The sequence below is a fragment of the Helicobacter apodemus genome, from assembly GCF_003097575.1.
Taxonomy (GTDB): Bacteria; Campylobacterota; Campylobacteria; order Campylobacterales; family Helicobacteraceae; genus Helicobacter_D; species Helicobacter_D apodemus.
The window spans coordinates 1347163-1371883 of sequence record NZ_CP021886.1; the positions used below are offsets into that span (position 1 = coordinate 1347163).

Genomic DNA, 24721 nt, shown 5'->3' on the forward strand with positions numbered 1-24721 from the left:
TATGCACTAACTTAAAAAGTATTAAAATAAAAATTTTTCTTAAAAGCCTTAAGATTCTTTTTATAGGCTTGTTTATTTTTGTTACAAAAAAATAAATGGAACACCCTTTGCTTATAATTTCTACAATACTTCAAAGGGGCGATAATGAAAAAGATCTTTCTTATACTTTTAGCAATATCTAGCTATCTTTTAGCCAGTGATGAATTAAACATTGATAATCTTTTCAAAAAACAATTAGGATTAAGGAGCATTACAAACTTTTCTTTGCTTAGCACAGGAAATTCAAATTCCTATGCCCTCTATCCCACCCTTTCAATCCAAGGGGATACAACGATATGGAAAGATACTAAGCAAATCTCCCTCAATCAAACCTTTATTTACACCTTGACACCAAAATTTGATGTTTTAATATCTGGTGGAGGAAGTTACGCAAGGAGAGAATACACAAATGCTTTCAATGGCAATTTTTCAAACGAAAATAATTTAAGCTTTGATTCCCTATGGCTTGGATTAATTTATACTTTTGATAGTGTTGCAGATTTTGTGCCACAAGTTAAATTTCAAAGTGCAGTAATACAGAGAGAAACAGCCATAGAACACACAAAAAATTTCTATTGAAAATCCCAAAATTTAGAGATGGCTCTAAGAGAATATAGCGACCCTGTAGTGTATTCTGCCTATGCAGGGGTTGGATACAATCAAGATAGAAAGTTTAAAATGGGCAAGATTGATTATGGGAATAGCATTTATATCGGGGGAAATCTCTCTATTATCTTAAGCCCAAAAATCACTTTAGATTTAGGAGTAGAACAAAGATTCCAAACAGAGAGGAAGATTAATGAAAATCAAAGTTCGGAATTGCGTTCTATCCCCACCCTTTCTTTAGGTTCCACCTATAGCCTAAATGCTACCAACAGCGATTTCTATTAGTGGTAGCTTTGGGGGAAGTTCTGCTGCACCTGATGCGATTTTTGGCTTCAGCCTATGGAAAAAATTTTAAAAATAACCCTTAACAAAAGGTAACAACATAAAGACTTTTAAAATGATAAACCCAAAAAAGAACTTTTTAAGATTGGTTCCATTATAGTGAGATTCAATCTTAATAATTTCAAAGGAGATTCAAAATGAAAAAACTTTTCAATGTAATGGCTATTCTAAGCTTCCTTTCTATGGTTGCTTTTGCAGAGGATTTTTTAGCAAAGGTTACTAATGGTGCCTTAAGTGATTATGATGAGGGTGTGAGACTTTTGAGTGCAGAGGAGGAAGGAAAAGTTGTTGGGGGAATATATATATACAGACCATTTGATCGTAGAATATCAAACTATGGTTTTCCAGTGCGATATACGGTGTATGGAGAAATAGACCTTTTTGGCGACAAAGTCAATCGAAACAACCCCATAGAAGTTTTAAAATTTAAGCGAGATACTTATCAGAATGGACGACATCTTGGACTTAGACAAGAATATCGTCCGCAAGCACGGAGTGATGCTATTGGAGTTACTTGGGGACAAGTAAAGCAAATTTATGTGCAATCTAACTATCACTACTCTAGAAGTGTTCCTTTCAATCACAAATACACTTACAGCGTATTCTACACTTTGGTAGGGAGCAATAAACTTTATGAAGCTTATACTAAAAAAGCAAGAGACTTAGCAAACTTCTATCAATTTAGGGCTAAGCACGCCTTAGATTCTAAGAGATACTAGGAGGTCCTATGCGTGTAGAAAATAGAACGAACCCTTTAGGTTATTTAACAAACAATGCAACCCAAAGCAGTAATTCTAATGATTCCTTTGCAAAGATGCTAGAGAAAAGTTCAAATCTCTACTTACAAGGGGACTTCAATCCCGCTTTATCCCTCTTTAATCCGATGAAAAACAATGAGGATACTATAGATAAGGTGCAAGAAGTTAAAATTGATAAAGAAAGGATCAACGAATTAAAAAAACAATTAGAGGCGTTAAAAAAAGAAAATAGAAGGAGGAAAAGCCCAGAGGAAACAAGCCTAGAGGAAATGATTAAACAGAATTTTGAGATTACACAGCTTAGTATGCAGATTGATTTATTACAGGGCATTGCTTTTGGAAAATACAGCATAGATGAAAAGGGCTTTATGGGAGAGGATTTTAATGCTGCCGCTGGACTTCCGCTAGATTATAAAATTGTTTATAAAGATTTAGGTGAATTTTATTATGATAACACCAGTCATTATGATTCTGACTATAAAGAAATTGATATGGCAAAGACACTCAAGAATGCGTTTGCTTCTTTTCAAGATTTCGTTGGTGATTTAAGCCAAAGTAATGCGATGCTTAAGCCCGATGAGGTGAGAGCGTTACCCCATAGATATATCTATACTTTAGGTTCTAGTAGAGAAAATAGCAAACCTGTTATGCAATTAAATCTGCAAGAAAGTAGAAAATTTATGGAAGTGTGGGACAAAATCGGGAAAACGGGTATTTCTGTTCCATTCTCTATTCATCATGGCTTAATAGATATTGATGAAATACTCCAACAGAGACAAGACCATAGATTCCACATAGAAGAGCGTTACTTTGAGGGAGATAAAATCTCTATGAGTGGGCTATTGATAATGTCTTTCCTAGGAAATGAAATCGTTGGGGAACATTCGGATTTTTTCTATGAAGTAGAAGAATATAACAAACTTCTCGATGCTCAAATACAAAAAACAAAGAAATTTCCCAATACTTATGTGATTAATTATGATATAGATGAGAGATTTTGGGATTTGTTAAATGGTAAAATCTCTGTAGAATCCCATCTACAAGAATTGGTAGATTTAGGTTATACACATAATGGCACGATTAACTGGGGCGAAGATAAAGATAAATTTTTTAATGCTTTATCGTCATTTCTAAAAGTCTTTCAAGAGATTTTAGATTCTCATTCGCTTAATGCACAAGAGCTTCAAGCATTAAACAAGCAAGAGTCTTACCAAAGCACACAGATCAAACAAGATTCCAAAGAATCTAAACCCTATGAGGCTAAAACCCAACAAGAAAAAATGAATACTTTTTTAAATAATTTATTAAAGGTGAGCTAGATGGAATCCCTTTCTTTAAGTTCAGCCCTTAACAAAAGGTAACAACATAAAAATTTTAAAAATAATAAACTCAAAGAAAAGAGCTTTTTAAGATTGGTTCCATTATAGCGAGTTTCAATCTTAATAATTTCAAAGGAGATTCAAAATGAAAAAACTTTTCAATGTAATGGCTATTCTAAGCTTCCTTTCTATGGTTGCTTTTGCAGAGGATTTTTTAGCAAAGGTTACAAATGGTGCCTTAAGTGATTATGATAAGGGTGTGAGACTTTTGAGTGCAGAGGAGGAGGGGAGAGTTGTTGGGGGATACAGCTTTACTAGGGATCCTCTATATGATCATTATGGATATGGTAGATCCTATGCGTATGTTGTAACTGATAATTTAGATAATCCCCATAGTGTGGCTAGAGAATTTGGCTTCAATGGCTTAATTGTAGCACAATATAGATATATGAGTGGGCAAAAACAATATTATTTAACTTATGCTACTCCTAGTGGTAAAACTTATGAATTTTGGCAACATTATCGCAATGCACAGGAAGTGTTAAAGCAATTTAAAGCCCAGTATTAATATTAGGAGGATAGAATGAAAGTTTCAAGTCATAATGTTTATAGCTTTAGCCCTAGTACTATAAATCAAGCTACTAATGGGAAATCTCAAGAGATTCTAAAGCCCAATGTTACTACACAAGAAGTTTTAGATACTTCACATTCTGTGGATACTAAAAATCTTATGGTGAAGCATTCCCTATCCGACTTTATCCAATATATACCTAATAGCCTAACTACTATAGAACATAAAAAGACAGATATAGTAGCAGAGTTATTAAAAGATGAATTACTCATAAGAAATGCTAAGACAAACAAATCCCAAATACAAGAGGTAAGCACACAAAATGAGTTTTATGGTTATAGTGTAGATAAGCAAGGTTATCTAGGAGAGGATTTTAATGCTGCTGCTGAACTTCCAAGTGGGTTTAAATTGCATAAAAGCACCTTAGAGGAAATCATTAGAATTGGGACAAGGAATTATGGAGGATTGGCTACTGGATTGTTCGACCCTAATTTAACCAATGAAGAAGTATTCAAACATATAGATATAGCTAACACCCTTAAACAATACTATAATGTCTTTACACAAATTATGCCAGAAATCAAAGAATCTTATTCTGCAGGGGAAATTGAAAAACTACCCAAGGGTTTTAGTGATAAAAGATATATGGCAAATGAGCCTGGGATAGAAGATCTTGAGATACTGAAAGCATTTAGCACCATGAGAAGTTGGGATCATTTTAAAGTTACTAATCTTTATAATAGAGAGACTTTTAGGGAAGCTAAAGTTTTAAGCTCTCAATTACAAAGCATTGGTTTAAACCTAAGAGTATATGAACTTAACTTTTCTGCAAAAGAGATGAAAAACTTAAACTTCTATCCACAAAAAGATACAAATTTCTCCCAAGAAGCCTTATTTGTAAGCTTCCTAAACTCACAATATGCTGAGATTTTAGGTGGAGGCAAAACACAATTTACGGAGAAGATAGAAAATCGCTTAAATGAGATACTTAGTGAAAAAGTTAGCAACAGGAGCAAAAAATTATCTTTAGAAGAGATTAACCTAAGAAGACAAGCCTTACAAAGCCCAGAGAAGCTCAAAGAACTCATCAAGTTTAAATTACAAGATTCTATGGAACTTTTGGGAAAATCTAAGATTTTTACACCTAATGAGATTGCTGCAAACTTTGGAGGTGTTACAATGGATATTTATGCCTTTACACAGCTTGGACATTATCGCTCTAGCTTAGATTCTATGGCAACAGGCATTGATTTAACGATGAAATTTACAAAAGCAGTGCATAATAATTGGACTATTAGCCAACAAGATATTCATAACTATACTCAAGATTTATACAAAAGGGTGCAAAATTTCTTGCATCAAACCAATGCATAGTGGAAATAAAATTCAACCCCAATAACAGAGATTAACGATGAAAAAACTTTTAAAGGGAATCACTATCGTGGCTTTTCTTTTTACTGCAACCTTTACAAATGCAGAATTTATCGTGCAATCCTATCAAACAATAAAAAACAAAAGGGTAGTTAGGCAAAACTATGAAGAATCTTGTGGTGCTTCCTCTCTTGCTACATTGCTAAATATCTTAGACAATAGAAACTTAACCGAGTTAGAAGTTTTAAGGGTAATGAACGAAAAAATAAATACCGATATGGTAAGCTTCACAGAGCTAAAAATAGCCCTCCAAAAGCTAGGCTTTGTAGCTAATTCCTACGCTTTAAATAGAGAGATTTTAGATAAACTTACCAATATTCCTCTGCTTGTCAAAATTGAGGATGATCCAAGATTCCCTCATTTTGTCGTTATTATTAATCACAAAGGTAATTATCTGCAAATCCTTGATCCAAGCTATGGGGAATATATCAGCTCTAAGAAAGAATTTTATAGTATATGGGATAGAGATAAAAAAGGTGGATATGCTTTAATCATAGCACCCAAGAAGTCTTTAAATGCTTTTGATTTAAAATTTCCCCATTCACTCAATTTTACTTTTTCGCCTTTTAGTTTGCATTAAATTCAATCTCAATCTTTTCTATTGCCTTAAACACTTCTTTAAAACTTCCGCTAAAGAGTAAAGCCAAAAATCGCATCAGGTGCGGCAGAACTACCACCTAAAGAAGCACTAAGGGATACGGCTGTATAGGAATAAGTAGAACTTAGTGTAGCGATAGAACGCGATTGTGAATTTTGCTATCCATTAATCTTTTGCTTAGAGTCTCTGTCCTACCCCTAAGTCTAATGTGATTTTTGGAGACGATAGAAAATACACCACAAGGTCGCTATATCCTCTTAAGTTTGCTTCTTAAGTTTTGAGATGTTAAGTAAAAGCTTTTATACTCATTGACTGCGATTTCTCTTTGTGCTACTGCACTTTGAAATTTAATGTTAGCATTCCCTGTACTTAGGATCTGCAAGCTTGTAATGCTTCTTAAGTCCAATTTGTTTTTTGAAAAGATTATCAATATTAATTCATCTGACGCTAAAAGCGGCAAAAACTAGACAAAAACTCCCAATGATATTTTTTAAACATTGAATCCTCCAAATCAAAATTACATATAGTAACTTTTATTCTAGTTTCAAAACAAATATTTGATAAGAATCTTTGGTTTTGGTTAGAATAGACGATATTTAATTAAGAATATAACAATGTTTAAAAAGCTTTTTAGTGTTGCAATAATAAGGGGATAAGGACAATCTAATCAGGGAGCAAAAAAGGGCTAAAAAGAAGATTTTAAAATCCTTTTAAGACTTTACCCTAAAGAATGCTTGTATTTTATTTTCCCTTTAAACTTAAGCTTGTAAAAAGTTCCCTTTTAGGATTTAATGCTTATAATACCAACAAAAAAGGCTTATAAATGTCAAAAATTCCTTATGATTTTAGCCAACAAAGCACGACTTTAGTCCATATTTGTTGCAGCGTAGATAGTCATCACTTCCTTACCCAACTTAAAGAAAAATACCCCCAAAAAGCATTTTGCGGATATTTCTATAACCCCAATATCCACCCTTATGAAGAATACCTTATGCGTTTAAAAGATGTGCAAAGAAGCTGTGAAATGCTAGGAATCCCACTTATTGAGGGAGAATATGATTTACAAGAGTGGTTAAAGGGTGCTAGAGGATTAGAAGATGAGCCAGAAAAGGGAGAACGATGTAGTTATTGCTTTGATTATCGTTTAGAAAAAAGTGCGAAAATAGCCCAACAAACCCATTGCATAGAATTCACCACAACCTTACTCGCAAGCCCTATGAAATCCCAAAATGAGCTATTCTCACAAGGTGAAGCCATAGCACAAAAATACCAATTAGGATTCCTCCCCATTGATGTTAGGAGCAATGGAGGCACACAAATACAAAACCAACTTGCTAAAGAAGCAAACCTTTATCGCCAAAACTATTGTGGTTGTATCTTTGCTCTCCAAAAGCAAAGAGAAGCGGCAAATAAAATACCCCTAGAGCTACTCTCTAGTCTTAATACCCCAAAGTCTTCAAGCAATCTCCCCGCATTGCGTTTAAAAATATTCCAAACTCGAGAGGAGTTAGAAAAATCCAATAAACCCTACCAAAGCATTAAAAGAAAAATCTTGCATTACCAACTTATTCAAGGCTTATTAACGCAAGAAGGCAAAGCTATCCCTAGCTTTATCTGTAATTATTCCATGCTCTCTAAAAAAACAAAAGCAAAAATAGAATTTTGGGATAATGGGATTGGTTATGCTAATAAAGAGGGGATTTTGTTTTTAGCATTTGAACCTTTGAAAGAATACCTTGCTAAAGAAAACTTCCACCAACTCCTAAAAGAGGGATTAGCCACACACAAACAAAGCGATTTGCGGCATAAACTCTATCCTTATGGATTCTTCACCTCCCCCATTATTATCCTACAAGAAGCTTTCATAGGAAATTTTACGCTAGAGATACAATCTCATCTACAAGAGGAAGTTTTAGAAGACTTCATCCCCTCTAACGCCAAGAATCCTCTTATCTTTAAATAATATTTACAAAAAATATATTACAATTTCTCATTTTATAAAAGGATTAACATTGAAAAAAACCATTACCCTATTAACCCTCATTCTAACACTAGCAAATGCTGATTTTGAGACTAATTTTAAAAAGAGCATTAAAGAGCTAACCGATATTGATGTACAAGTGCAATTCAAAAAAGAGCTAGTCAGCTTCCCCTCATCATTTTTTGTAATTGGCAAAACAAAAGGAGGCGATATTTTCCCTGTGATTGTCAACAAAGAGGGAAATTACTTCATTGGCTTAAGCAATGTCTTAAATCTAAGCCAAGCTGATTCTGCCATGATTAAAGAAGAAATTACTAAGGCTACTTTAGTTAAAGAAGAGCAAGATACTTTAGCCCTAAACAAACTCTTTAAAAGCTTCAAAAAGACAGATTTTGTTTATCTTGCGGGGAATGGCGAAAACTTGCCAACGAAATTTGTTATAACAGACCCTGATTGTCCCTATTGTAGAGAACATTTAAAAAATATAGAAAAAGACCTAGAAGAGTCTAATCTGAAGCTAATTTTTGCTCCAGTGCATGATAAAAAAGCTTTTATCAAAGCTCAACTCATAATGCAAGAAATTGCAAAACTTCCTAAGGCTAACACCCAAACAAAAATTAATATTTTAAGAAAATATTATCAAGACTTTGAGCTAAATAACCAACAATTGAAAACGGATTATTCACAAATTACCGCCAATACAAAAAAAATCTTTGATAGTGGAATAGTTCGTGGAGTTCCTTTTATCTTTGAAGAAAGATAAATGCCTATCCTAGCTTCTTTAGATGTCCTTATAGAAGAGAACATCACCCTAACATTAGGGGGAAACTGGAATTATAAAATCTCCAAATCTCTCCTCTGCAAACTTAATAAAATCCCAACCAATAAGCCCATAATAATCCTTTTGCAAAAGGATTTTGATTTAGATTTTTGTGGAGGAGAGATTCTAAATATTTGGCTACAAAACCCTCAATTAAAAATTATTAAAAATGAGCTTTTAGACAACCCAAAAAGCAAAAAAATCCTTACCATCTTACAAGATAATCAACTCACAAACAACACTTCACCTAAAAAATCCTCTAACAAGATTACAATACTGCAAAGTCTATTGCACAATACGCTCTTTATTGTAGGTTTCATAGGAGAAATTCTTTATACGTTAGGCTTCATAAGCTTTAAAAATATCCGCCTAAAAGCAATTTTATACCATATACAAGAATCTTTGATTAAAGCTATTGGCATTGTGAGTTTAGCTTGTTTTTTAATTGGCATTGTTATAGCCTATCAAGGCTCTATCCAATTAGAACAATTTGGTGCTAATATTTTAATCGTAGAGATGAGTTCCATATTAACCTTACGTGAAATGGCGCCTATTATTACCGCAATTATCATTGCTGGACGCAGTGCTTCTGCCTTTAGTGCAGAGATTGGTATGATGCGTGCTACTCAAGAAATTGATGCGATGAAAACGATGGGCTTTAATCCCATAACCTTTTTGGTTTTGCCCCGAATATTAGCGCTTTGTTTAGCCTTTCCTCTAGTTGTTTTTATTGCTGATATATTTGGACTTTTAGGTGCCATATGTATTAGTCAATTAGAGCTTAGCATCAGCTATGGGCAATTTATAGAGAGATTGTTAGATAACGTTAATATCAAGCATTTTTGGGTTGGTATTTTAAAAGCACCGTTTTTTGGCTTTATTATATCATTGATTGGTTGTTATCACGGATTTATTGTAGCTAAAGATACAAGAAGCATTGGAATCCATACAACCAAAAGCGTAGTGGAAGCGATTTTTTGTGTGATTGCTTTTGATGCGATCTGTGCGATGATCTTAACAGAGGTTTTCTAAATGGAAGCAATTATAGAAGTAAAAGACCTCACGACTAAATTTGGAGAAAGGGTTATTCACGATAATATTAGTTTTCAAGTCTTTAAAAAGGATATTTTTGCGCTTTTAGGAGGAAGTGGAAGCGGCAAAAGCACCCTTTTAAACACGATGATTGCTTTAAATCAACCTGCTAGTGGTGTAGTGAAAATTTTAGGCAAAAATATCTTAGAATTAAACCCTCAAGAACTACTAAATATGCAGTTAAATTTTGGAGTATTATTTCAATTTGGCGCACTCTTTAGCTCACTAAATATCCTAGATAATCTCACATTGTCTTTAAGGGAATATACAGCACTGCCACCAAAAGCCATAAAAGATATAGCGATGATGTGGCTTAAGCAAGTAGGTTTAAAGCAAGAAGTTGCAGACCTCTATCCTAATGAGTTAAGCGGGGGAATGATAAAAAGGGTGGGGCTTGCTAGAGCCTTAAGCTTAAGTCCTAAAATCTTATTTTTAGATGAACCAACAAGCGGATTAGATCCAAAAGGTGCTAGAGAATTTGATAATCTCATTAAAGAATTAAGGGATTTATTGGAGCTAAATGTTGTAATGATAACACACGATATGGATAGCGTGAAAGGAATAGTTGATAGAATGATTATTTTAAAAGATAAAAAAATATTTTTTGAAGGCTCTTTAAAAGAATTAAGCCAACAAAGCGATTCTATTGATTTGTTTTTATACCAAATTTAGGAGGAATAATGGAATCACGATTAAATTATATTGTAATAGGTGCATTTTTCTTATTCTCACTCATAGCTCTAAGTAGCTTTATTTTTTGGTTTGGTAAATATGACAGAAGTATTGATGAATACAATCCCTATTATTTGTATGCTAAAGAACTCCCAAAAGGCATAAGAATAGAAACCCCAGTTAGATACCTAGGGATACCTGTAGGATTTGTAAAATCTTATAGGATTGTAGATAATAATGTAGAAATTATTTTATGGATCAAAAAAGACATCATAGTCCATAAAAACTCAAAAGTAATGGTAGAAGCACAAGGATTAACTGGTGGAAACTTCTTTGCACTCTCTCAAGGAGATGGTGCTCCCTTTAGGGCTAATGAAAAAGCAGTTTTAAACCTTGAAGCCAATTGGATAGAAAAAATCAGTGATAAAACCCAAATTGCTATGGAGCAATTAGGCATTAGTCTGTATAAATTTAATAATCTCTTAAATGATGAGAACATAGAGAATTTTCATACAATCCTTAAAAATCTTGCCATTGCTTCAAACAACCTCAACACAACCCTAAGCACGATAGAATATGAACTCAAAGACTTTGGCAAAACAAGAGAGCAATTTGAACAAACCTTGCTTAGAGGGGATTATAATCTTAGAGTTTTACTTACTCCTTTGTTGGTTAGCATAGAACAAAACTCTAAAACACTCCAACAACTACTTTTAGAAGGCAAAGAAACTTTGCAATCCCTAGAAAAATCTCCCACTGACTTTTTATTAGGCACTAGGAAAGAGAAATTAGGACCCAAGGAATAGGCAGATTGAATACAGCATTAAAACAAAATAAGCACAAAAATATAAAAATGTTACAATCTAGCCTTAAATAAATCCTAATATATAAGAGAAATTATGCATACTTTAACAACTTATCTTACACAACTTCAAAATATTAACCCACAGACTAAAGAACAAACTCACCGCATACATTTGCAAATTTTTTTAGAATCCTTAAAAGCAAATCTACGCAACAAAGACTTACAATCTCTCCATATCAAACACGAGCCAAACAACAACAAAAAAGGCAGAGGTGCACCTGATTTTCTTATCCAAAATCAAGGCTTGGTGATTGGTTATATTGAAAATAAACGCGATTTGGGAATATAAAATCGGCGGCTATGCTGTGCTAGATAAATATCTCAAATCCCATAAAGGCGAGGAGATAGACTATAAATATTTTGAAAAAGTCATCCAAAGCTTATATAAAAGCTTGAAAATACAAGCACAAATCGCTAAAATCACATTATTAAAGGAATAAAAATGCTAAAACAAATTTTTACCGCCTTACTAATACTCCTTTTTAGTGGTTGCTTAAATCGAGAATTACCCCCCATAAACCATTATGAACTATTCATTAAAGAATCCTCTAACACTTGTAAAAGCTACCAAAATTATCAATGGCTAGGGGTTGAAGTAGCCCAAAAGATTAATAGCAAAAATATAGCCTATAAAGAAAGTCCTAATAAAATAGAATATTTTTCTAAAAATCAATGGATTACTAATCTCTCTGATATGCTAAATACCCTCATTCCCCAAATAGCAAAGAATCATTGTATTGCTCTTTTGCAAACCCCAAATATTCCCAAATCCTTAAAAATTTCAGTTTTTGATTTACATTTTGAAGACTCTCAGGTCTTCTTTAACGCACAAGGCATCACACTTAAAAATAATGTAACCTATTCTTTACCTATAAGGACAACTATTAATGTCAAAGAAGGGGGATTTGAAACCATTATTGAAGCGATGAATAAAGCTATTGTAAATAGCCTTAATGATTTTTTTAAAAGCATTCAATGATGTATTATGAAATCTCCTTAGAGAACCTGTGCTTTGAAACCATTATAGGAATTTTACCCTATGAGCGAGTAAATAAACAAAAAATCCAAATAGATTCTTATTTTACTTATTACACACATTCAAAAAATGACTTTTTAGATTATTGTCTATTAAAAAACTTCTTACAAGATTCTTTTAAACAAAATTTCAATCTACTAGAAGATGCTTTAAGGTATTTTTTAGAAGAAATCCCCAAAAAATTCCCACAAATTACCTATTTTTGCATTAAAATTACAAAATTAGAAATTTTTAATAATTGTAAAGTTTCTATGCAAATCCAATATCCAAAGGAACAAAATGGAATTAACAATCAATCAAGAAGCTCCACTTTTCACACTACCTAATCAAGATAATGCAGAAATTTCCCTTAAAGACTTTAGAGGTTCTTATGTTATTGTCTATTTCTACCCCAAAGACAAAACACCCGGTTGCACCACAGAAGCTTGTGATTTTAGGGATAATTTAAAAGACTTTCAAAACCTCAACGCCATTGTGCTTGGTATTAGTCCTGATAGTCCCAAATCCCATCAAGGTTTTATAGAGAAAGAAGATTTAAACTTCACGCTTCTAAGCGATACCCACAAAGAAGTCTTAAAGCTCTATAATGCGTGGGGGGCTAAAAAGCTCTATGGCAAGGAATATGAGGGAGTGATACGTTCAACCTTCATCATCAACCCAGAGGGAAAAATAGTTGCGATATGGAAAAATGTCAAAGTTAAAGGACATATTAATGAAGTTAAAGAAAAGTTAGAATCTTTACAAAACCAATCACCAAGTTAAGACTTCTTTTTTAATTTTATTTAGGCTATCAATTGCCTCCTTAAGCCTTGAAACTTCATTATCAATTTGTTGAAGATTCCAAGCACCTAAGCCCTCTGGTATATCTTGTGAGCCTCTTTTTATCATCACATAATCCACGAAAGAAATCTTTGCTAATCCTAAAAGCAAAGTAATCTCCGCTTGCGCCTCTTCAATTTCTCGCAAAATGCCATCAATGCGTTCAAACATCCATACTCCTTGGTTACCTACTCATAATACCTTTAAAAAGCATAAAACCGCAAAAATCAACTACTTTAAATATACTGCACAATTTTTTCTAAGTTTTGTCTGCTCTTTGGGCGATTTGCGTTTTTATCATTATCCCTATAACCAAATGCGACCATAACACAAACACCAAAATGCGTAGTATCCATAATCCCCGCATCGCTTAAAATCTTATTAGCACCCTCTTCATTAAAGCCCTCAATGGCACAAGAATCAATGCCTAAAGCCGCTGCAGTTGTTAGCATATTAGCCAATGCTATATAACACTGCTTTCCAGCCCAATCAAAAATCTTTCTATCATCCTTTAATAATGCAAATTCCTCTGCTAAAAATCGATGAAAAAACTCTTTTTTAATCTTTTGAATCTCACTAGGAAGCTTCTGCACCTCTTCTACCATATACTGAATATAAGCACTATCTGCGACTAAATCTACCTTTTTTCTAGCAAGAATAACAACAAACTCACTAGCATTGTCTAAAGCATTTTCTCCACCCCAACATACAGGCTTTAAAGCATTTTTTAACGCCCTATCGTTAAGAACAAGAAATCTCCAAGGCTCAAATCCAAAGGATGAGGGGCTAAGTCTAGCAGACTCTAAAATGACCCCAAAATCTTCTTGTGAGATTTTTTGAGTAGGATTAAATCTTTTGCACGCATAACGAAAATTAAAAACCTCTAAAAGCTTATTTCTTTCTATCATCTAAAATATCCTTTATTATTCTCTTTTATCAACACAAATAATAGGATAATAATAATATCTAAATCTCTCTTAATATCAACAAAGCGGCCCCCGCCCCTAGATTATCCCAACTACCCACAAAATGCTTCTTCAATTAAATCACAAATAATATGTGCCATAAGCAAATGCATCTCTTGAATCCTTGCAGTATCATCACTAGGGGAGATAAGCAAAATATCGCATAGCTCTTTCATTACTCCACCATCTCTACCGCTAAACCCCAAAGTTTTGCACCCCATTTCTTTAGCAAGTTTTAAAGCATTGACTACATTAGCACTCTTCCCACTAGTAGAAATACCCCATAACAAATCTCCCTCCTTTGCTAAGGCTTCCAATTGTCGAGAAAATACGAACTCATAGCCATAATCGTTACCAATGGCACTTAATGCACTTGTATCTGTTGTTAGGGCAATAGCAGCTAAACCTTTTCGTTCCCTTTTATATCTGCCTGTAAGCTCTGCGGCAATATGTTGAGAATCCGCGGCACTACCACCATTTCCACAGATGAGAATCTTCCCACCATTTTTTAAGGTTTGTATAGCACTATTAGCAGCTATCTCTATAGAGGGAACTAAATTTGTCATAGCATTTGCGACCTTAATATGAGCGTTTATTTCATCTAAAATATGGCTTATCATAATATTTCCTTGATTAACTAAATGCCTTTATTGGTTGGTATCATAGCAAAATTTATGAAAATTTGGGTAATTTTTATACAGCAGAAAGAGACAATCTTAAAAAGATTGTCCCCCATAATAAAAACTTAAGAAGCTTGTTTAATTTCTTATTTAAGTTTGTAGTATTTGTTATTGTAATTTCTTATTGATGTTATCTCTTAAAACTTATATTTAAGTCCTGTATTTATGCTTAAATAAGTTTCATTAGTGGAGTTAGATTTACCCACTAAGATTTGCTTGATACCTCCTCCGATATTTAAAGAGAGATTTTCTTTAATATAAACATTCCCCCCAAAAGTAAGTTGTCCATAAGTCTTTTTCTTTTCATCATTACTGATTTTAAAGACAGAAGTAGAACCTGCAAATCTTGCTATATAATCATCCCCATTATTAACAACATATTGCTCTAGCTTAGGAGTGATATAAAGATAAGAGTTAGCCCCAAAGTATTTCCTAGCCTCTAATCCTGCTTCTAAGCTTAGAGCATTGTTTGTTAAAGAGCGAATCTTTTTAGCTAAAGGGGTTCCGCTTTGTGCATAATTAGGGGTGAAACTATAATAGTAATTCACGCCACCAAAGGGTTTAATAAAAAATGCATTAGAAATTTGGAATACTTTTCCTATGCTTCCATTAAAGCCAAAGAGCCTTCTTGTAAAATCTGCAGAATCTGTTCCTAAGGAATTATAATCATATTGCTTAATGGGGCTAAGTTGTGTATAGGCTTTTCCACCTACTTCCCAATCTTGTGCGAATTTTATGAGAGTATAAAGCCCTAATTGGTAGTTATTGCTTTGTTGCTTATTAATTATGCTCTTAAGGGTAGAGTTTGCATAAGTAAAGTATCCACCAAGTAAGAGATTAGTATTAATGTTTCTATCAATCCCTGCAGTGATACCATAAAGTCCCCCATCATTATCCCCAATGATATTTAATCCCCCAAAGGCATTTGCCCAAAGACTAGATTTATACGCATCATAATAACTATAAGCTGCATCACTACTTAAGGCTGCAAATCGTTTAGTTTCTATATAGGGATTATTAAATCTTGCAATTCTATCCCCAATTGCCATATCATTAGCCACATTAATAGCCCCTAGTTGGCTAGAAGCATTAGAAGTTTGTGTGGCTACTTGTCCTTGTGTTCTTGTATCTTTAAAGAAGGAGAATTTATTAACTTTATCGCTAGTTTTACTATCATTTATACCATTACTTATAGCTTTTATTAGAATATCATAATCGATACTAGAACTGATAAGAGAATCTAAAATGCTTAATGCTTCTTGCGTGTTTCCGCTTTGGGAGATGGAAACTTTAACCTTCTCATCATTCTTTAAGTCGGCTTTTGTTTTACTAGATGTAGATGTGTCTTGTGCCATAGCGGTATAACCTGTGATAGCACTTAAAGCACTAAAACTTATTAAAGTTCTTGATACCATTGGTGAGATTTTCATTTATACTCCTTAATTTATTTAATAAAATTATAATTTTACCCTCCCCCCCGCTGAATATTTGATTAAATCCTGCCTTTTTGTGAAAATTTTTAAAAATTGTGGGATTTGGTAATGTTTAAATGAATATAAAAACATTACAAACTCTAATATCAAGTGACTTGTAGTATTTCTTATTTGCAGTATTTCTTAAAACCTATATTTAACCCTGTATTTATGCTTAAATAAGTTTCATTAGTGGAGTTAGATTTACTAGCTTAAATTTACCCGTAAGGATTTGCATTATACCTAATAGAAACTATGGTTAATACCTTTGTTTATGGGCTAACGCTTATGCAAGTTAGTCCCTATAAAATCTCTATTTAGGGATTTACAACATTCAAACACACTAAAGCTCCCACTTGCAGGGTCTAGCACTAAATCTCCCTCACTCGTGCAAGATTCTATCAACGCCTTTTGTAAGCCTTTTGGTTTGCTATGCGGGTGTAGCTTTAGCTCCTCACTTAGTATCTTTTCGCTCCATATATCGCGTATGCTATGATTTTTCCAAGTGTCTTTAGCTTTAATCGGGGCTTTTTGTAAGATAAGCAAATATTCACATTGTTTGCGTGTGCGATACCCCATACCCATTTTGCCCTTATCCCAAGTGATTAAATCTACAATGTGTAAATTTGTCCCTTTAAGCCAACCCTTAATGCCCTCGCATAAGTGAAACTTATCAACCCAAAGCATTAAATAGCAACTATTCTTTAGAACTCGATCAATCTCTGTGATAAATTCTATAATTGTCTCATTACTCATTTGGTGGAGTGTTGCTCTGCCTTTTTGTCTCTCTCCCTCATTGCCATACTTCATTTTATCTAGCACACCTCTATACTGCGGGTCAAAAAAGCATAAATCCACGCTTTGAGATTCTAGGCTTTGCATAAGCCTTAGTCCATTGATTGTGAGTTTGGTATTTTTTTTGATACGCATAGCATTGTCCTTATCTAATGAGTAAGCTTTTGATGTATTTTGCGAGATACGACCGATATATGCAATAACTCATCAATTACAAAATCAATATTTTTTTCGCAGGCTAAACTCCTTTGTTTATCAATATCCGCCTTATTAATACTCAAAAGACGACAAAATTCTTCTCCATTCATTGCCTCTGTTTCTGTAATACAAGATTTGAATCCACTCACAATTTTTGTTTTATCATTTTGATTAAACATACAAACTTTAATTTGTGTTTTCCAAGGGTAAGGAACTTTATTTGCAAGTGCCTTAGAATAGGTTTTAAGATTTTGCACCTCACCTTTAGATTTTTTCGTATCAAAATTATCACCATCTTTAAGTTCTATAACATACAAAAAGTGTTGAGTGCAATCTACGATAATATAATCTGGCTCTATAACACTTTCCATATTTAAATAAGTAGTAATGTATTGCTTGATAACTTTTTTATTGATAAGAAAAATACCTTCCTTAAGAGAATTATCAAATATTTTCGGTATATCATTTGGTGGCAAACTAGGTGCAACAGAAACTATATAGTTTTCTAAAAATGTGCCGGCACTAATAGAAGTAGCGTGTATTCTACTTATTAATGCTCCAAGGTCTTCATCACCAAGTAATCTTGAATATGCTCCGTCTTTTCGTCCCTCTCTAGTTTTTTCTACAAGAATCTTGTCGATTAGTTGCTTCATCTCCCCTCCCCAAAAACCCGCTTAAAAATTGCATCAACATTTTTTGTATAATAACCATACTCAAAGCATTCCTTGATAGCTTCCTCGCCAATAAGCTCCACTAATTCAGAATCTGTAAGCAAATACTGCAAATATAAGCTTTCCCCTTTTTCATTCACCGCTGCCTTACCCTCTTGTAAATCCTGCCACACTTTCATCGCGTTGCGTTGCACGATTTTATACGCATCTTCACGCGATACACCCTTTTTAGGCAATTCTAATAGAATCCTTTGTGAAAACACAAGCCCACCGGTGAGGTTAAGATTTTTCATCATATTTTTAGGATAAACAACAAGCTTTTCAATCAACCCCTTAAGGCGATGAAGCATAAAATCCGTAGTGATAAAGCTATCAGGCAAGATAAATCGCTCCACGCTACTATGGCTAATATCACGCTCGTGCCAAAGGGCGACATTCTCCATAGCAGGAAACGCAAAAGAGCGTATCATACGACAAAGCCCCGTGATATTCTCACTTAGCACCGGATTGCGCTTGTGTGGCATTGCACTACTGCCTTTTTGCCCTTTTTCAAAATATTCCTCCGCTTCATACACCTCTGTGCGCTGCAAATGCCGCACCTCAACAGCAATTTTTTCACAACTACTAGCCAAAAGGGCTAAATCACTCATTAATCTTGCATATCTATCCCGCTGAATGACTTGATTACTCACAGGCGCGGCTTTCAATCCTAAATCCTTGCATACAATCTCCTCTAGCTCCATAGGTGTATGGGCGAGATTTCCCATTGCGCCGCTTAGCTGCCCCACAGAAATGACTTCTAAAGTAGATTCTAAAGCCTTTAGATGTCGCCCTAACTCATCATACCAAATCGCTAAAACAAGCCCAAAAGTGATAGGCTCTCCGTGGATTCCATGAGAGCGTCCAACCATAAGTGTATCTTTGTGTTCCATTGCCTTTTTTTTAATCACTTCACGCACCTGCTTAATATCCTCTAAAATAATCTTTAAAGAATCCCGCATTTGTAACGCCACAGCAGTATCAATGCAATCACTCGAAGTTATCCCATAATGCACCCAACGCGATTCTTCACCCAAAGATTCCGCAACACTTGTAGTAAAGGCAATCAAGTCGTGTTTAGTAATTGCCTCTATTGCATCAATACGCGCAATATCAAATTTCGCATTTTTGCATATTTTTTCACAATCACTATCAGGGATTAGACCTAGCTTATTCCACCCACGCACTAAAGCTTTTTCTACCTCTAGCCAAGCAGAATATTTAGCATTTAAATCCCATAAGCTTTTCATTTCTTCTCGCGCATATCGCTCTACCATCGAATCTCCTTTATCTTGATTTTACTTTTATAATTTAACCTCATCTCTTGCAATATTTGCACTTCGCTTTTTAGATTCCATTCTTGCGTGGTTTCATCAAAAGTTGCTAGTTTTGGAAGTGTTTTGGTTATGCTATTACCCTCGCCTATATCTACGAGATTCCTTAGTAAAAACTCTACAATTTCTTTTTCACTAGTCAAACAAGCTCCCTTGTGTGCCTTTTTTGTCTTTTAATCGCCATTCGCCTGTTTCATAATTTGGCGTGGCAATATCCTCCAAAATCTCTTTAATAAGTTCATCGCTAGGGCTTACGCCATTTTTAAGCAAAGGGATAATCTCTAAGCAAATATCATCAAAATAAGCCTTTTTGCCTTGTCTTTCCGCACCGCACAAATAAGAAACTAAGAAATACCTTGCTCTTTTCTCAAGTGAGATTTTATGACTTTTAAATTTTTCACCCTTTTTGATATGATACTTGCCACTTGTTTTATCAAGATCAAAATGCTGATTAAGCAAAACAGCTAAATCTGTGCATTCATCGCCTAACTCGTGCAAAAATCCAAGCTCCATCCCCTTAATAGTAATTTCTGCGTGAATATCATCAAGTGTTGCACCATTATCCCTTACGATGATGGCTTCTGCGTGATTTAATGCAAAGACTATAACATCATCGCCCAAATCCTCTTTTATTCTAGCCTTTGGATTATCCACCTTTTTAAAATACATTACAAGTTGTCCGCTAAGGACTGAAAATTTATATTGTCTTTTCTTAAAAGTTGTTTGTCCATTGTTTTGCCTTACGCTACCAACATATTCAAAGCCGATATTTTGTGCCTCATCTATTAGTGTTTGGAATAATGGATAATCTTGGTGCTGGAACACAAAGGCTAACCAACGATTCCACTTCAGCACACGATACATTTCTTTAAGGCTTACTATCATTAGTACGTGGTATTCCTCTCTACTCTTTTCTAAACTCCCCTTTTCTATGCACTCTTTTTCTTTTAAGGCGTTATCCACAGGTAAATCTAGCCAGACATTCCACATCGTGCTTAAATCCAAATAGGGAATCTTCGCACCATAAGGCGGGTCGATATAGATGAAATCTATACTTTGGGTTTCTATCTCTTTTAAGTCTGTGGCGTCTGCTTGAAAGATTTTTTCTCCATCGGTTCTATCAAGGATAGAATCTTGTTTTTCTATATTTTTCCTTTGGTTTATCATCGCACCGCTAAAGTCCTTAATTATGCCCTTTACTGGATAAAAATAGCTTTGGCAAAATAAATCACTTGGGGCATATTCCAATTCTCTTTTTCCTTTAATGACACGCTTAATTTTCTGTCTATAAATTACTGCAGTATCTAAAAAATGAGGAATTTTTGCAAGTCTATAACGACCATAAAATGCAAAATAGTTACCTGCACTCCCTTTGCGTGATTTAGTTTCGTGATAAGTCAAATTTATTAAACTCAATGTATTATAAAACGCCAACATCAAAGCATAGCGCAGATTCCTTTTGTGGATTCTATTTTCTTTACTCCCACTTGGTGTCGTGTGCTTGAAAATAAGCTTTCTTAAAAGTGCAAGCTCGGCAAGTTGAGTTTTGCTAAAAAGCCCTAATACAGAATTTACATCGCTTCCCTTTGGCAAAATCTCATCTTGGGGAATCCAAAGTATGCTATCTTGGCTTTTTTGCGTGGCGACTTCTCCAAACTCGCTATCTAGTGCATTAGGATAATATTTCGCATCTCTTAGAATCTGCCTTGCCTCTTTTTCATTTTTAGGCTTAAGATTCTCAAACCCTTTTAAAATCTCTTCACTTAAGTCTAGCAACGCACTTAAATCCACTTTCACGCTTAATGCCTTTGTCATAAAAATGCTTAGAGGGTTTAAATCGGTGTGAATTCCGATTCTGCCTTGCATCATCTCTTCAATCGCAGTTACGCCACTTCCCCCAAAAGAATCTAGCACGACATCACCCTCATCGGTGAAGTTTTTGATATTTTGGGTTACAATATCCCAACTTTGACGCGTGAAATAGGCGGTGCAGCCAAAATAACGCGCCTTTGCTTGTTTTTTGGGATTTGTAATTGCCCTTGGTAGTTCCCTGCTTAAATACCAACTATCAGGCTTTTTGGACGTTTTAGAATCTCGGGCTAGAGTTTGCTTGAGCGATTCTGTGGGAGCAGTAAGGTATTGCTTCAAAAATGCAAAACTATTGTTATATTGAGGCAAAGCCGAAATATCTTTTTTAGATTCTTCGGCTAACCCCTCAGAATGACAATTCAAAGAATTAAACAACTCCTCGCAAGAAAATTCCCTTAAAAGATTCTGCCCATTGGTCTCAAAAAGGGTGAAGCTTCTGCCATTACAAAGTGCGTAAAATGGAGCTTTCAACTCGGGGTTGATTGCGCAATAAAATGCTTGTCGCCCTGTTTTACTTTGTGTGCTAATCTCTACTTTTGGGACTTTTGCATCTAGCACACAATGCGGCTTAGAATCCACATACAACACATAATCAGGGAAGCACATAAAAGTGATTTTTTCATTACCGCCTGTTATTGTGGGGCTTGTAAGCTTTAGTGATAAAGCCATTTCTAGCTTAGAGTTTTTTTGCGATTGCTTAGAATCTTTTAGCACAAAGCCTAATTCTTGCAAAAATGGTGCGATAATAAACTCCCGCACAGAATCCTCTTTAAAGTCCTCATTCTCTAAAGTGGTAAAATCAAAAGTATTCATTTGCTATCTCCATTCAAATCTACACAAAGATAACAAAATCAAGGCATTTTCCACTTCTTTCTCTATCATAGAATCTCCTCTTCCATACATGAAGTAAATTCTAACAAAACTTATCTAAAGGGATTTGTAAATCCTAAGGGCTTTTTATAAATATTAAATGACTTTTAAGCATCTTAAAGAATTTGTTTTTTAGAGCTTTTTGCTTATAATACTCTCTTTATAACCCCGCTAAAAAGTTGCCAAATGCCCTTTATAAGACAAAGATTCTCTATCCAAACACCTATAAAAGCCTATCAATTTTTAATCCACAATCTAGGGCTTAGTATGGCTAAAGCCCAATCACACATTAATAAAGGAAAGGTTATTTATAAAGGTAAGCCCCTTAATAACAATGAAAAAAATAAAATTCTTGAAGATTATGTAGAGATTATTCTTTTCAAACCTCTATCCCAAGGTCTAAAACCATTTTTTGAAAATGAAGATTTTGCACTCTTTAACAAACCCGCCCAAATGCTAATCCACCCAAAAGGGAATTTTCATCATTATAGTCTTATCGATGAGATAAAGTTCCATTGCGGCAAAGAAGCTACACTTATTCATAGAATCGACAAAGAAACTAGCGGATTAGTTCTTGTTGGAAAACACCAAAATGCTATTAAAGCCTTAGGAGAATTGTTCGCTAAAAGAAAAATTGTAAAAGAATATTTAGCCCTGACAAAAGGACAAATTCCCTATGAAGCCTTTTGTATAAACTGCCCCATAAGCACACAAAAAAGAGGCGAGGATTTAAGTATCCGCTCCCTTTATCTAGGACAGATTCCACACAAAGAAAACCTATCTTTTAAAACAGCAAAGACTACCTTTGAAACCCTAGGGCATTATGGAGATTCTACCTTACTTAAAGCTATCCCTATTACAGGGCGAACACACCAAATAAGAATCCATCTCTTAAGTGCGGGATATCCTGTATTAGGAGACCCTCTTTATGGTTGTGAAGATAAATATGCAAGAGAATATTTAACCCGTGAATTTATTAGCGAGATTGAATCAATCCCTTTAAGTCCAAAAAAAAGATTACAATATTTTCATAGCACACGATTAATGCTCCACGCTTATAGCTTAAGCTTTACTTATAAAAGCCAATCTTACCATTTCAAAAGTCTCCAAAACTTTGAAATAAAAAGCGAATATTCTTAGAATATTCCTACAATTTGTGTAGCGATCTTATCCTCTAAGACTTGCACGACTTCATCAAATTTCAAATTTAGCTTTGTAGCCTCTGCTAACATTGAAGTCTGTTTTTGGGAAAAATCCGATTTAAAAACTTGCTTATCATAGTTTATTTGGTCGTCATTAAGCTTACCACCACCTTGCGTAGGAGCTACATCTCCAGCAAAACTATTAAAAAACCCGTGCCTTCTACCATCTTTAACTTCTGCTTGTTGATTAGCAGTTGCGTTAGTGCGAGTCGTTCCACCTTCAATCTTTTGTTGGATATTAATATCCACCTGCATTTGAATGATTGTATCCTCCATAAGCTTTCCTGCTAATGCTCCAACAGCAGCTCCCAATAACCCGCCAACAACAGTTCCTGTAGCAGAGCCATGGTTATATGCTCCAACCCCAGCACCCGCAACTCCTCCAACTGCTCCAGCAGGTGCTGCATTATTTTCTTTTTTCACATCAACATAAAGCACATTGACTTGCAAAATATAAGTAGCCTTTTGGGGATCATCAGAGATGCTATAACCCTTTGCTAATAATTCCTTAATAATCTTATTCTCTAAATCTACTTTCTGTCCGCTCGTATTATGGGTAGAAACAAAAATATTCTTTTTATCCTTAGAAACTGGGTCGATAAAAACACTTTGACTCATTGTTACTTTGCTTTGTATTTGCGTTGTTAAACAACCACTTAATAATACAAGAGCCGCTAAACCTAAAATTATTCTAATCATAAAATTCTCCTTAATAAATTTGCAATTTCTTTAGCGTGATAAGTAATAACAATATCCGCCCCCGCCCTCTTAAAACTCACCATTGTTTCAAGCAAAACGCGTTCATAATCAATAATGCCTGCTTTTTGTGCGAATTTTAGCATCGCATATTCACCACTAACATTATAAACCGCTAGAGGCAATAAAGTTCGCTCTCTAATATCCCGCACAATGTCTAAATACGCTAAAGCAGGCTTTACCATTAAAATATCGGCCCCTTGCTTCTCATCCTCTAAACTCTCCAAAATAGCCTCTCGCCTATTGGCTGGATTTTGCTGATAGCTTCTCCTATCTCCAAAAGATGGTGTGCTTTGGGCAATATCCCTAAAAGGTCCATAATACCCACTTGCAAACTTCGTAGAATAACTCATAAGCGGTATATGACTAAAACCCTTAGAATCTAAAGCCTTTCGCAAACTCTCAATCATTCCATCCATCATTCCACTAGGTGCGATCAAATCTGCCCCGCTTTGGGCTAAGATTAAAGCCTGCTGATTAAGTATCTCTAGGGTTAAATCATTATCCACACTTTGCAATTTAGGGTTTAAAATCCCACAATGCCCGTGATCTGTATATTCACAAAAACATAAATCAACGCATATGAGTAAATGAGGAAATTTTGACTTTATACTACGCACAGCTTGAGGGATAATACCCTCTTCACTCAAAGCTTCACTCCCTATACTATCTTTAATCCTTGGAATCCCAAATAACATAATAGCGTTTATCCCTAAAGCTTCTAAGGTCTCGCATTCCCTTAAGATATTATCAAGACTTAGTTGAAAAACATCAGGCATACTCTCAATGGTATTTTTAATATTTTCTCCATAGGTAACAAATAAGGGATAAATCAAATCTTGCGTATGGATATTATTCTCACTTACAAGAGTGCGTATATTAGGATTAAACCTTAATCTCCTTAATCGCCTAAACATAGAA

At 34.6% G+C, this 24721-nt stretch carries 27 protein-coding genes and 1 pseudogene; 17 read left to right on the top strand and 11 right to left on the bottom strand.

All coding sequences use genetic code 11. The annotated features are described in order from the left end of the window. The first annotated feature begins 144 nt into the window (after window positions 1–144). The 16 genes and pseudogenes from CDV25_RS10330 (at window position 145) to bcp (ending at window position 12892) form a co-directional block, all read left to right on the top strand. Window positions 145–1000, top strand: a pseudogene (locus CDV25_RS10330) (hypothetical protein). Between the two features lie 124 nt (window positions 1001–1124). Continuing rightward, the gene (locus tag CDV25_RS06635) at window positions 1125–1706 is read left to right on the top strand and encodes a hypothetical protein (RefSeq protein WP_108911218.1); all 582 of its coding nucleotides are present in this window, start codon (window positions 1125–1127) and stop codon (window positions 1704–1706) included. An 8-nt stretch (window positions 1707–1714) separates the two neighbouring features. Further along, window positions 1715–3064 carry a Cj0814 family flagellar-dependent secreted protein gene (locus CDV25_RS06640; RefSeq protein ID WP_108911219.1) on the top strand — a complete coding sequence of 450 codons (1350 nt, stop codon included), beginning with the start codon at window positions 1715–1717 and terminating at the stop codon, window positions 3062–3064. Between the two features lie 145 nt (window positions 3065–3209). Continuing rightward, the gene (locus tag CDV25_RS06645) at window positions 3210–3632 is read left to right on the top strand and encodes a hypothetical protein (RefSeq protein WP_108911284.1); all 423 of its coding nucleotides are present in this window, start codon (window positions 3210–3212) and stop codon (window positions 3630–3632) included. Between the two features lie 15 nt (window positions 3633–3647). Further along, window positions 3648–5009: a Cj0814 family flagellar-dependent secreted protein gene (locus CDV25_RS06650; RefSeq protein WP_108911285.1), complete on the top strand. Its 1362-nt coding sequence runs from the start codon at window positions 3648–3650 to the stop codon at window positions 5007–5009. A 37-nt stretch (window positions 5010–5046) separates the two neighbouring features. Beyond that, the gene (locus tag CDV25_RS06655) at window positions 5047–5646 is read left to right on the top strand and encodes a C39 family peptidase (protein WP_108911286.1); all 600 of its coding nucleotides are present in this window, start codon (window positions 5047–5049) and stop codon (window positions 5644–5646) included. An 841-nt stretch (window positions 5647–6487) separates the two neighbouring features. Continuing rightward, window positions 6488–7627: an epoxyqueuosine reductase QueH gene (locus CDV25_RS06665; protein ID WP_108911287.1), complete on the top strand. Its 1140-nt coding sequence runs from the start codon at window positions 6488–6490 to the stop codon at window positions 7625–7627. Between the two features lie 49 nt (window positions 7628–7676). Continuing rightward, the gene (locus tag CDV25_RS06670) at window positions 7677–8408 is read left to right on the top strand and encodes a DsbA family protein (RefSeq protein ID WP_108911288.1); all 732 of its coding nucleotides are present in this window, start codon (window positions 7677–7679) and stop codon (window positions 8406–8408) included. Beyond that, window positions 8409–9497, top strand: a complete 1089-nt coding sequence (locus CDV25_RS06675) for an MlaE family ABC transporter permease (protein ID WP_239056335.1) — start codon at window positions 8409–8411, stop codon at window positions 9495–9497. After that, on the top strand, window positions 9498–10229 hold the full coding sequence (locus CDV25_RS06680) for an ABC transporter ATP-binding protein (protein ID WP_108911289.1): 732 nt from the start codon (window positions 9498–9500) through the stop codon (window positions 10227–10229). It abuts the gene before it with no gap. Window positions 10230–10237: 8 nt separating this feature from the next. Next, window positions 10238–11035: an MlaD family protein gene (locus tag CDV25_RS06685; protein ID WP_108911290.1), complete on the top strand. Its 798-nt coding sequence runs from the start codon at window positions 10238–10240 to the stop codon at window positions 11033–11035. Window positions 11036–11128: 93 nt separating this feature from the next. After that, window positions 11129–11383 carry a hypothetical protein gene (locus tag CDV25_RS06690; protein WP_108911291.1) on the top strand — a complete coding sequence of 85 codons (255 nt, stop codon included), beginning with the start codon at window positions 11129–11131 and terminating at the stop codon, window positions 11381–11383. Then, on the top strand, window positions 11346–11534 hold the full coding sequence (locus tag CDV25_RS06695) for a hypothetical protein (protein WP_162550473.1): 189 nt from the start codon (window positions 11346–11348) through the stop codon (window positions 11532–11534). The genes CDV25_RS06690 and CDV25_RS06695 overlap by 38 nt, the downstream gene beginning before the upstream one ends. A gap of 2 nt (window positions 11535–11536) precedes the next feature. Further along, window positions 11537–12073, top strand: coding sequence for a hypothetical protein (locus CDV25_RS06700; RefSeq protein WP_108911293.1), 537 nt, complete (start codon window positions 11537–11539; stop codon window positions 12071–12073). Further along, entirely contained in the window at window positions 12070–12456 is a 387-nt protein-coding gene (locus CDV25_RS06705; protein WP_239056336.1) for a dihydroneopterin aldolase, read from the top strand. Before CDV25_RS06700 ends, CDV25_RS06705 begins: the two co-directional genes overlap by 4 nt. Further along, window positions 12410–12892, top strand: coding sequence for a thioredoxin-dependent thiol peroxidase (gene bcp / locus CDV25_RS06710; protein WP_108911294.1), 483 nt, complete (start codon window positions 12410–12412; stop codon window positions 12890–12892). Before CDV25_RS06705 ends, bcp begins: the two co-directional genes overlap by 47 nt. Here the strand turns inward: bcp and CDV25_RS06715 are convergent. From CDV25_RS06715 to CDV25_RS06755, 9 genes are all read right to left on the bottom strand, one after another. Further along, complete coding sequence (locus CDV25_RS06715) at window positions 12881–13120, bottom strand: DUF2443 domain-containing protein (RefSeq protein ID WP_108911295.1); 240 nt, start codon at window positions 13118–13120, stop codon at window positions 12881–12883. The genes bcp and CDV25_RS06715 overlap by 12 nt on opposite strands. 65 nt (window positions 13121–13185) lie before the next feature. Then, complete coding sequence (locus CDV25_RS06720) at window positions 13186–13857, bottom strand: NAD(P)H-dependent oxidoreductase (RefSeq protein ID WP_108911296.1); 672 nt, start codon at window positions 13855–13857, stop codon at window positions 13186–13188. Between the two features lie 110 nt (window positions 13858–13967). Beyond that, window positions 13968–14534: a D-sedoheptulose 7-phosphate isomerase gene (gmhA, locus tag CDV25_RS06725; protein ID WP_108911297.1), complete on the bottom strand. Its 567-nt coding sequence runs from the start codon at window positions 14532–14534 to the stop codon at window positions 13968–13970. A 197-nt stretch (window positions 14535–14731) separates the two neighbouring features. Then, window positions 14732–16024: an autotransporter outer membrane beta-barrel domain-containing protein gene (locus CDV25_RS06730; protein WP_239056337.1), complete on the bottom strand. Its 1293-nt coding sequence runs from the start codon at window positions 16022–16024 to the stop codon at window positions 14732–14734. 321 nt (window positions 16025–16345) lie between these two features. Further along, window positions 16346–16996: a DNA-methyltransferase gene (locus CDV25_RS06735; RefSeq protein ID WP_108911298.1), complete on the bottom strand. Its 651-nt coding sequence runs from the start codon at window positions 16994–16996 to the stop codon at window positions 16346–16348. A 14-nt stretch (window positions 16997–17010) separates the two neighbouring features. Continuing rightward, window positions 17011–17712, bottom strand: a complete 702-nt coding sequence (locus CDV25_RS06740; protein ID WP_108911299.1) for a hypothetical protein — start codon at window positions 17710–17712, stop codon at window positions 17011–17013. After that, a complete protein-coding gene (purB, locus tag CDV25_RS06745; protein ID WP_108911300.1) occupies window positions 17709–19046 on the bottom strand; it encodes an adenylosuccinate lyase in 1338 nt (445 codons plus the stop codon). Before purB ends, CDV25_RS06740 begins: the two co-directional genes overlap by 4 nt. Continuing rightward, the gene (locus CDV25_RS06750) at window positions 19040–19246 is read right to left on the bottom strand and encodes a hypothetical protein (RefSeq protein ID WP_108911301.1); all 207 of its coding nucleotides are present in this window, start codon (window positions 19244–19246) and stop codon (window positions 19040–19042) included. The genes purB and CDV25_RS06750 overlap by 7 nt, the downstream gene beginning before the upstream one ends. Next, window positions 19239–21785 (bottom strand): DNA methyltransferase, encoded by a 2547-nt coding sequence (locus CDV25_RS06755; RefSeq protein WP_108911302.1) that lies wholly within the window; start codon window positions 21783–21785, stop codon window positions 19239–19241. The genes CDV25_RS06750 and CDV25_RS06755 overlap by 8 nt, the downstream gene beginning before the upstream one ends. A gap of 243 nt (window positions 21786–22028) precedes the next feature. Between CDV25_RS06755 and CDV25_RS06760 the strand changes: the two genes are divergently transcribed. After that, window positions 22029–22982 (top strand): RluA family pseudouridine synthase, encoded by a 954-nt coding sequence (locus CDV25_RS06760; RefSeq protein ID WP_108911303.1) that lies wholly within the window; start codon window positions 22029–22031, stop codon window positions 22980–22982. On the opposite strand, the gene CDV25_RS06765 is transcribed toward CDV25_RS06760, so the two are convergent. Continuing rightward, window positions 22979–23743: a complement resistance protein TraT gene (locus CDV25_RS06765; protein ID WP_108911304.1), complete on the bottom strand. Its 765-nt coding sequence runs from the start codon at window positions 23741–23743 to the stop codon at window positions 22979–22981. The genes CDV25_RS06760 and CDV25_RS06765 overlap by 4 nt on opposite strands. Further along, window positions 23740–24717, bottom strand: coding sequence for a porphobilinogen synthase (gene hemB, locus CDV25_RS06770; RefSeq protein ID WP_108911305.1), 978 nt, complete (start codon window positions 24715–24717; stop codon window positions 23740–23742). The genes CDV25_RS06765 and hemB overlap by 4 nt, the downstream gene beginning before the upstream one ends. Window positions 24718–24721: the final 4 nt, after the last annotated feature.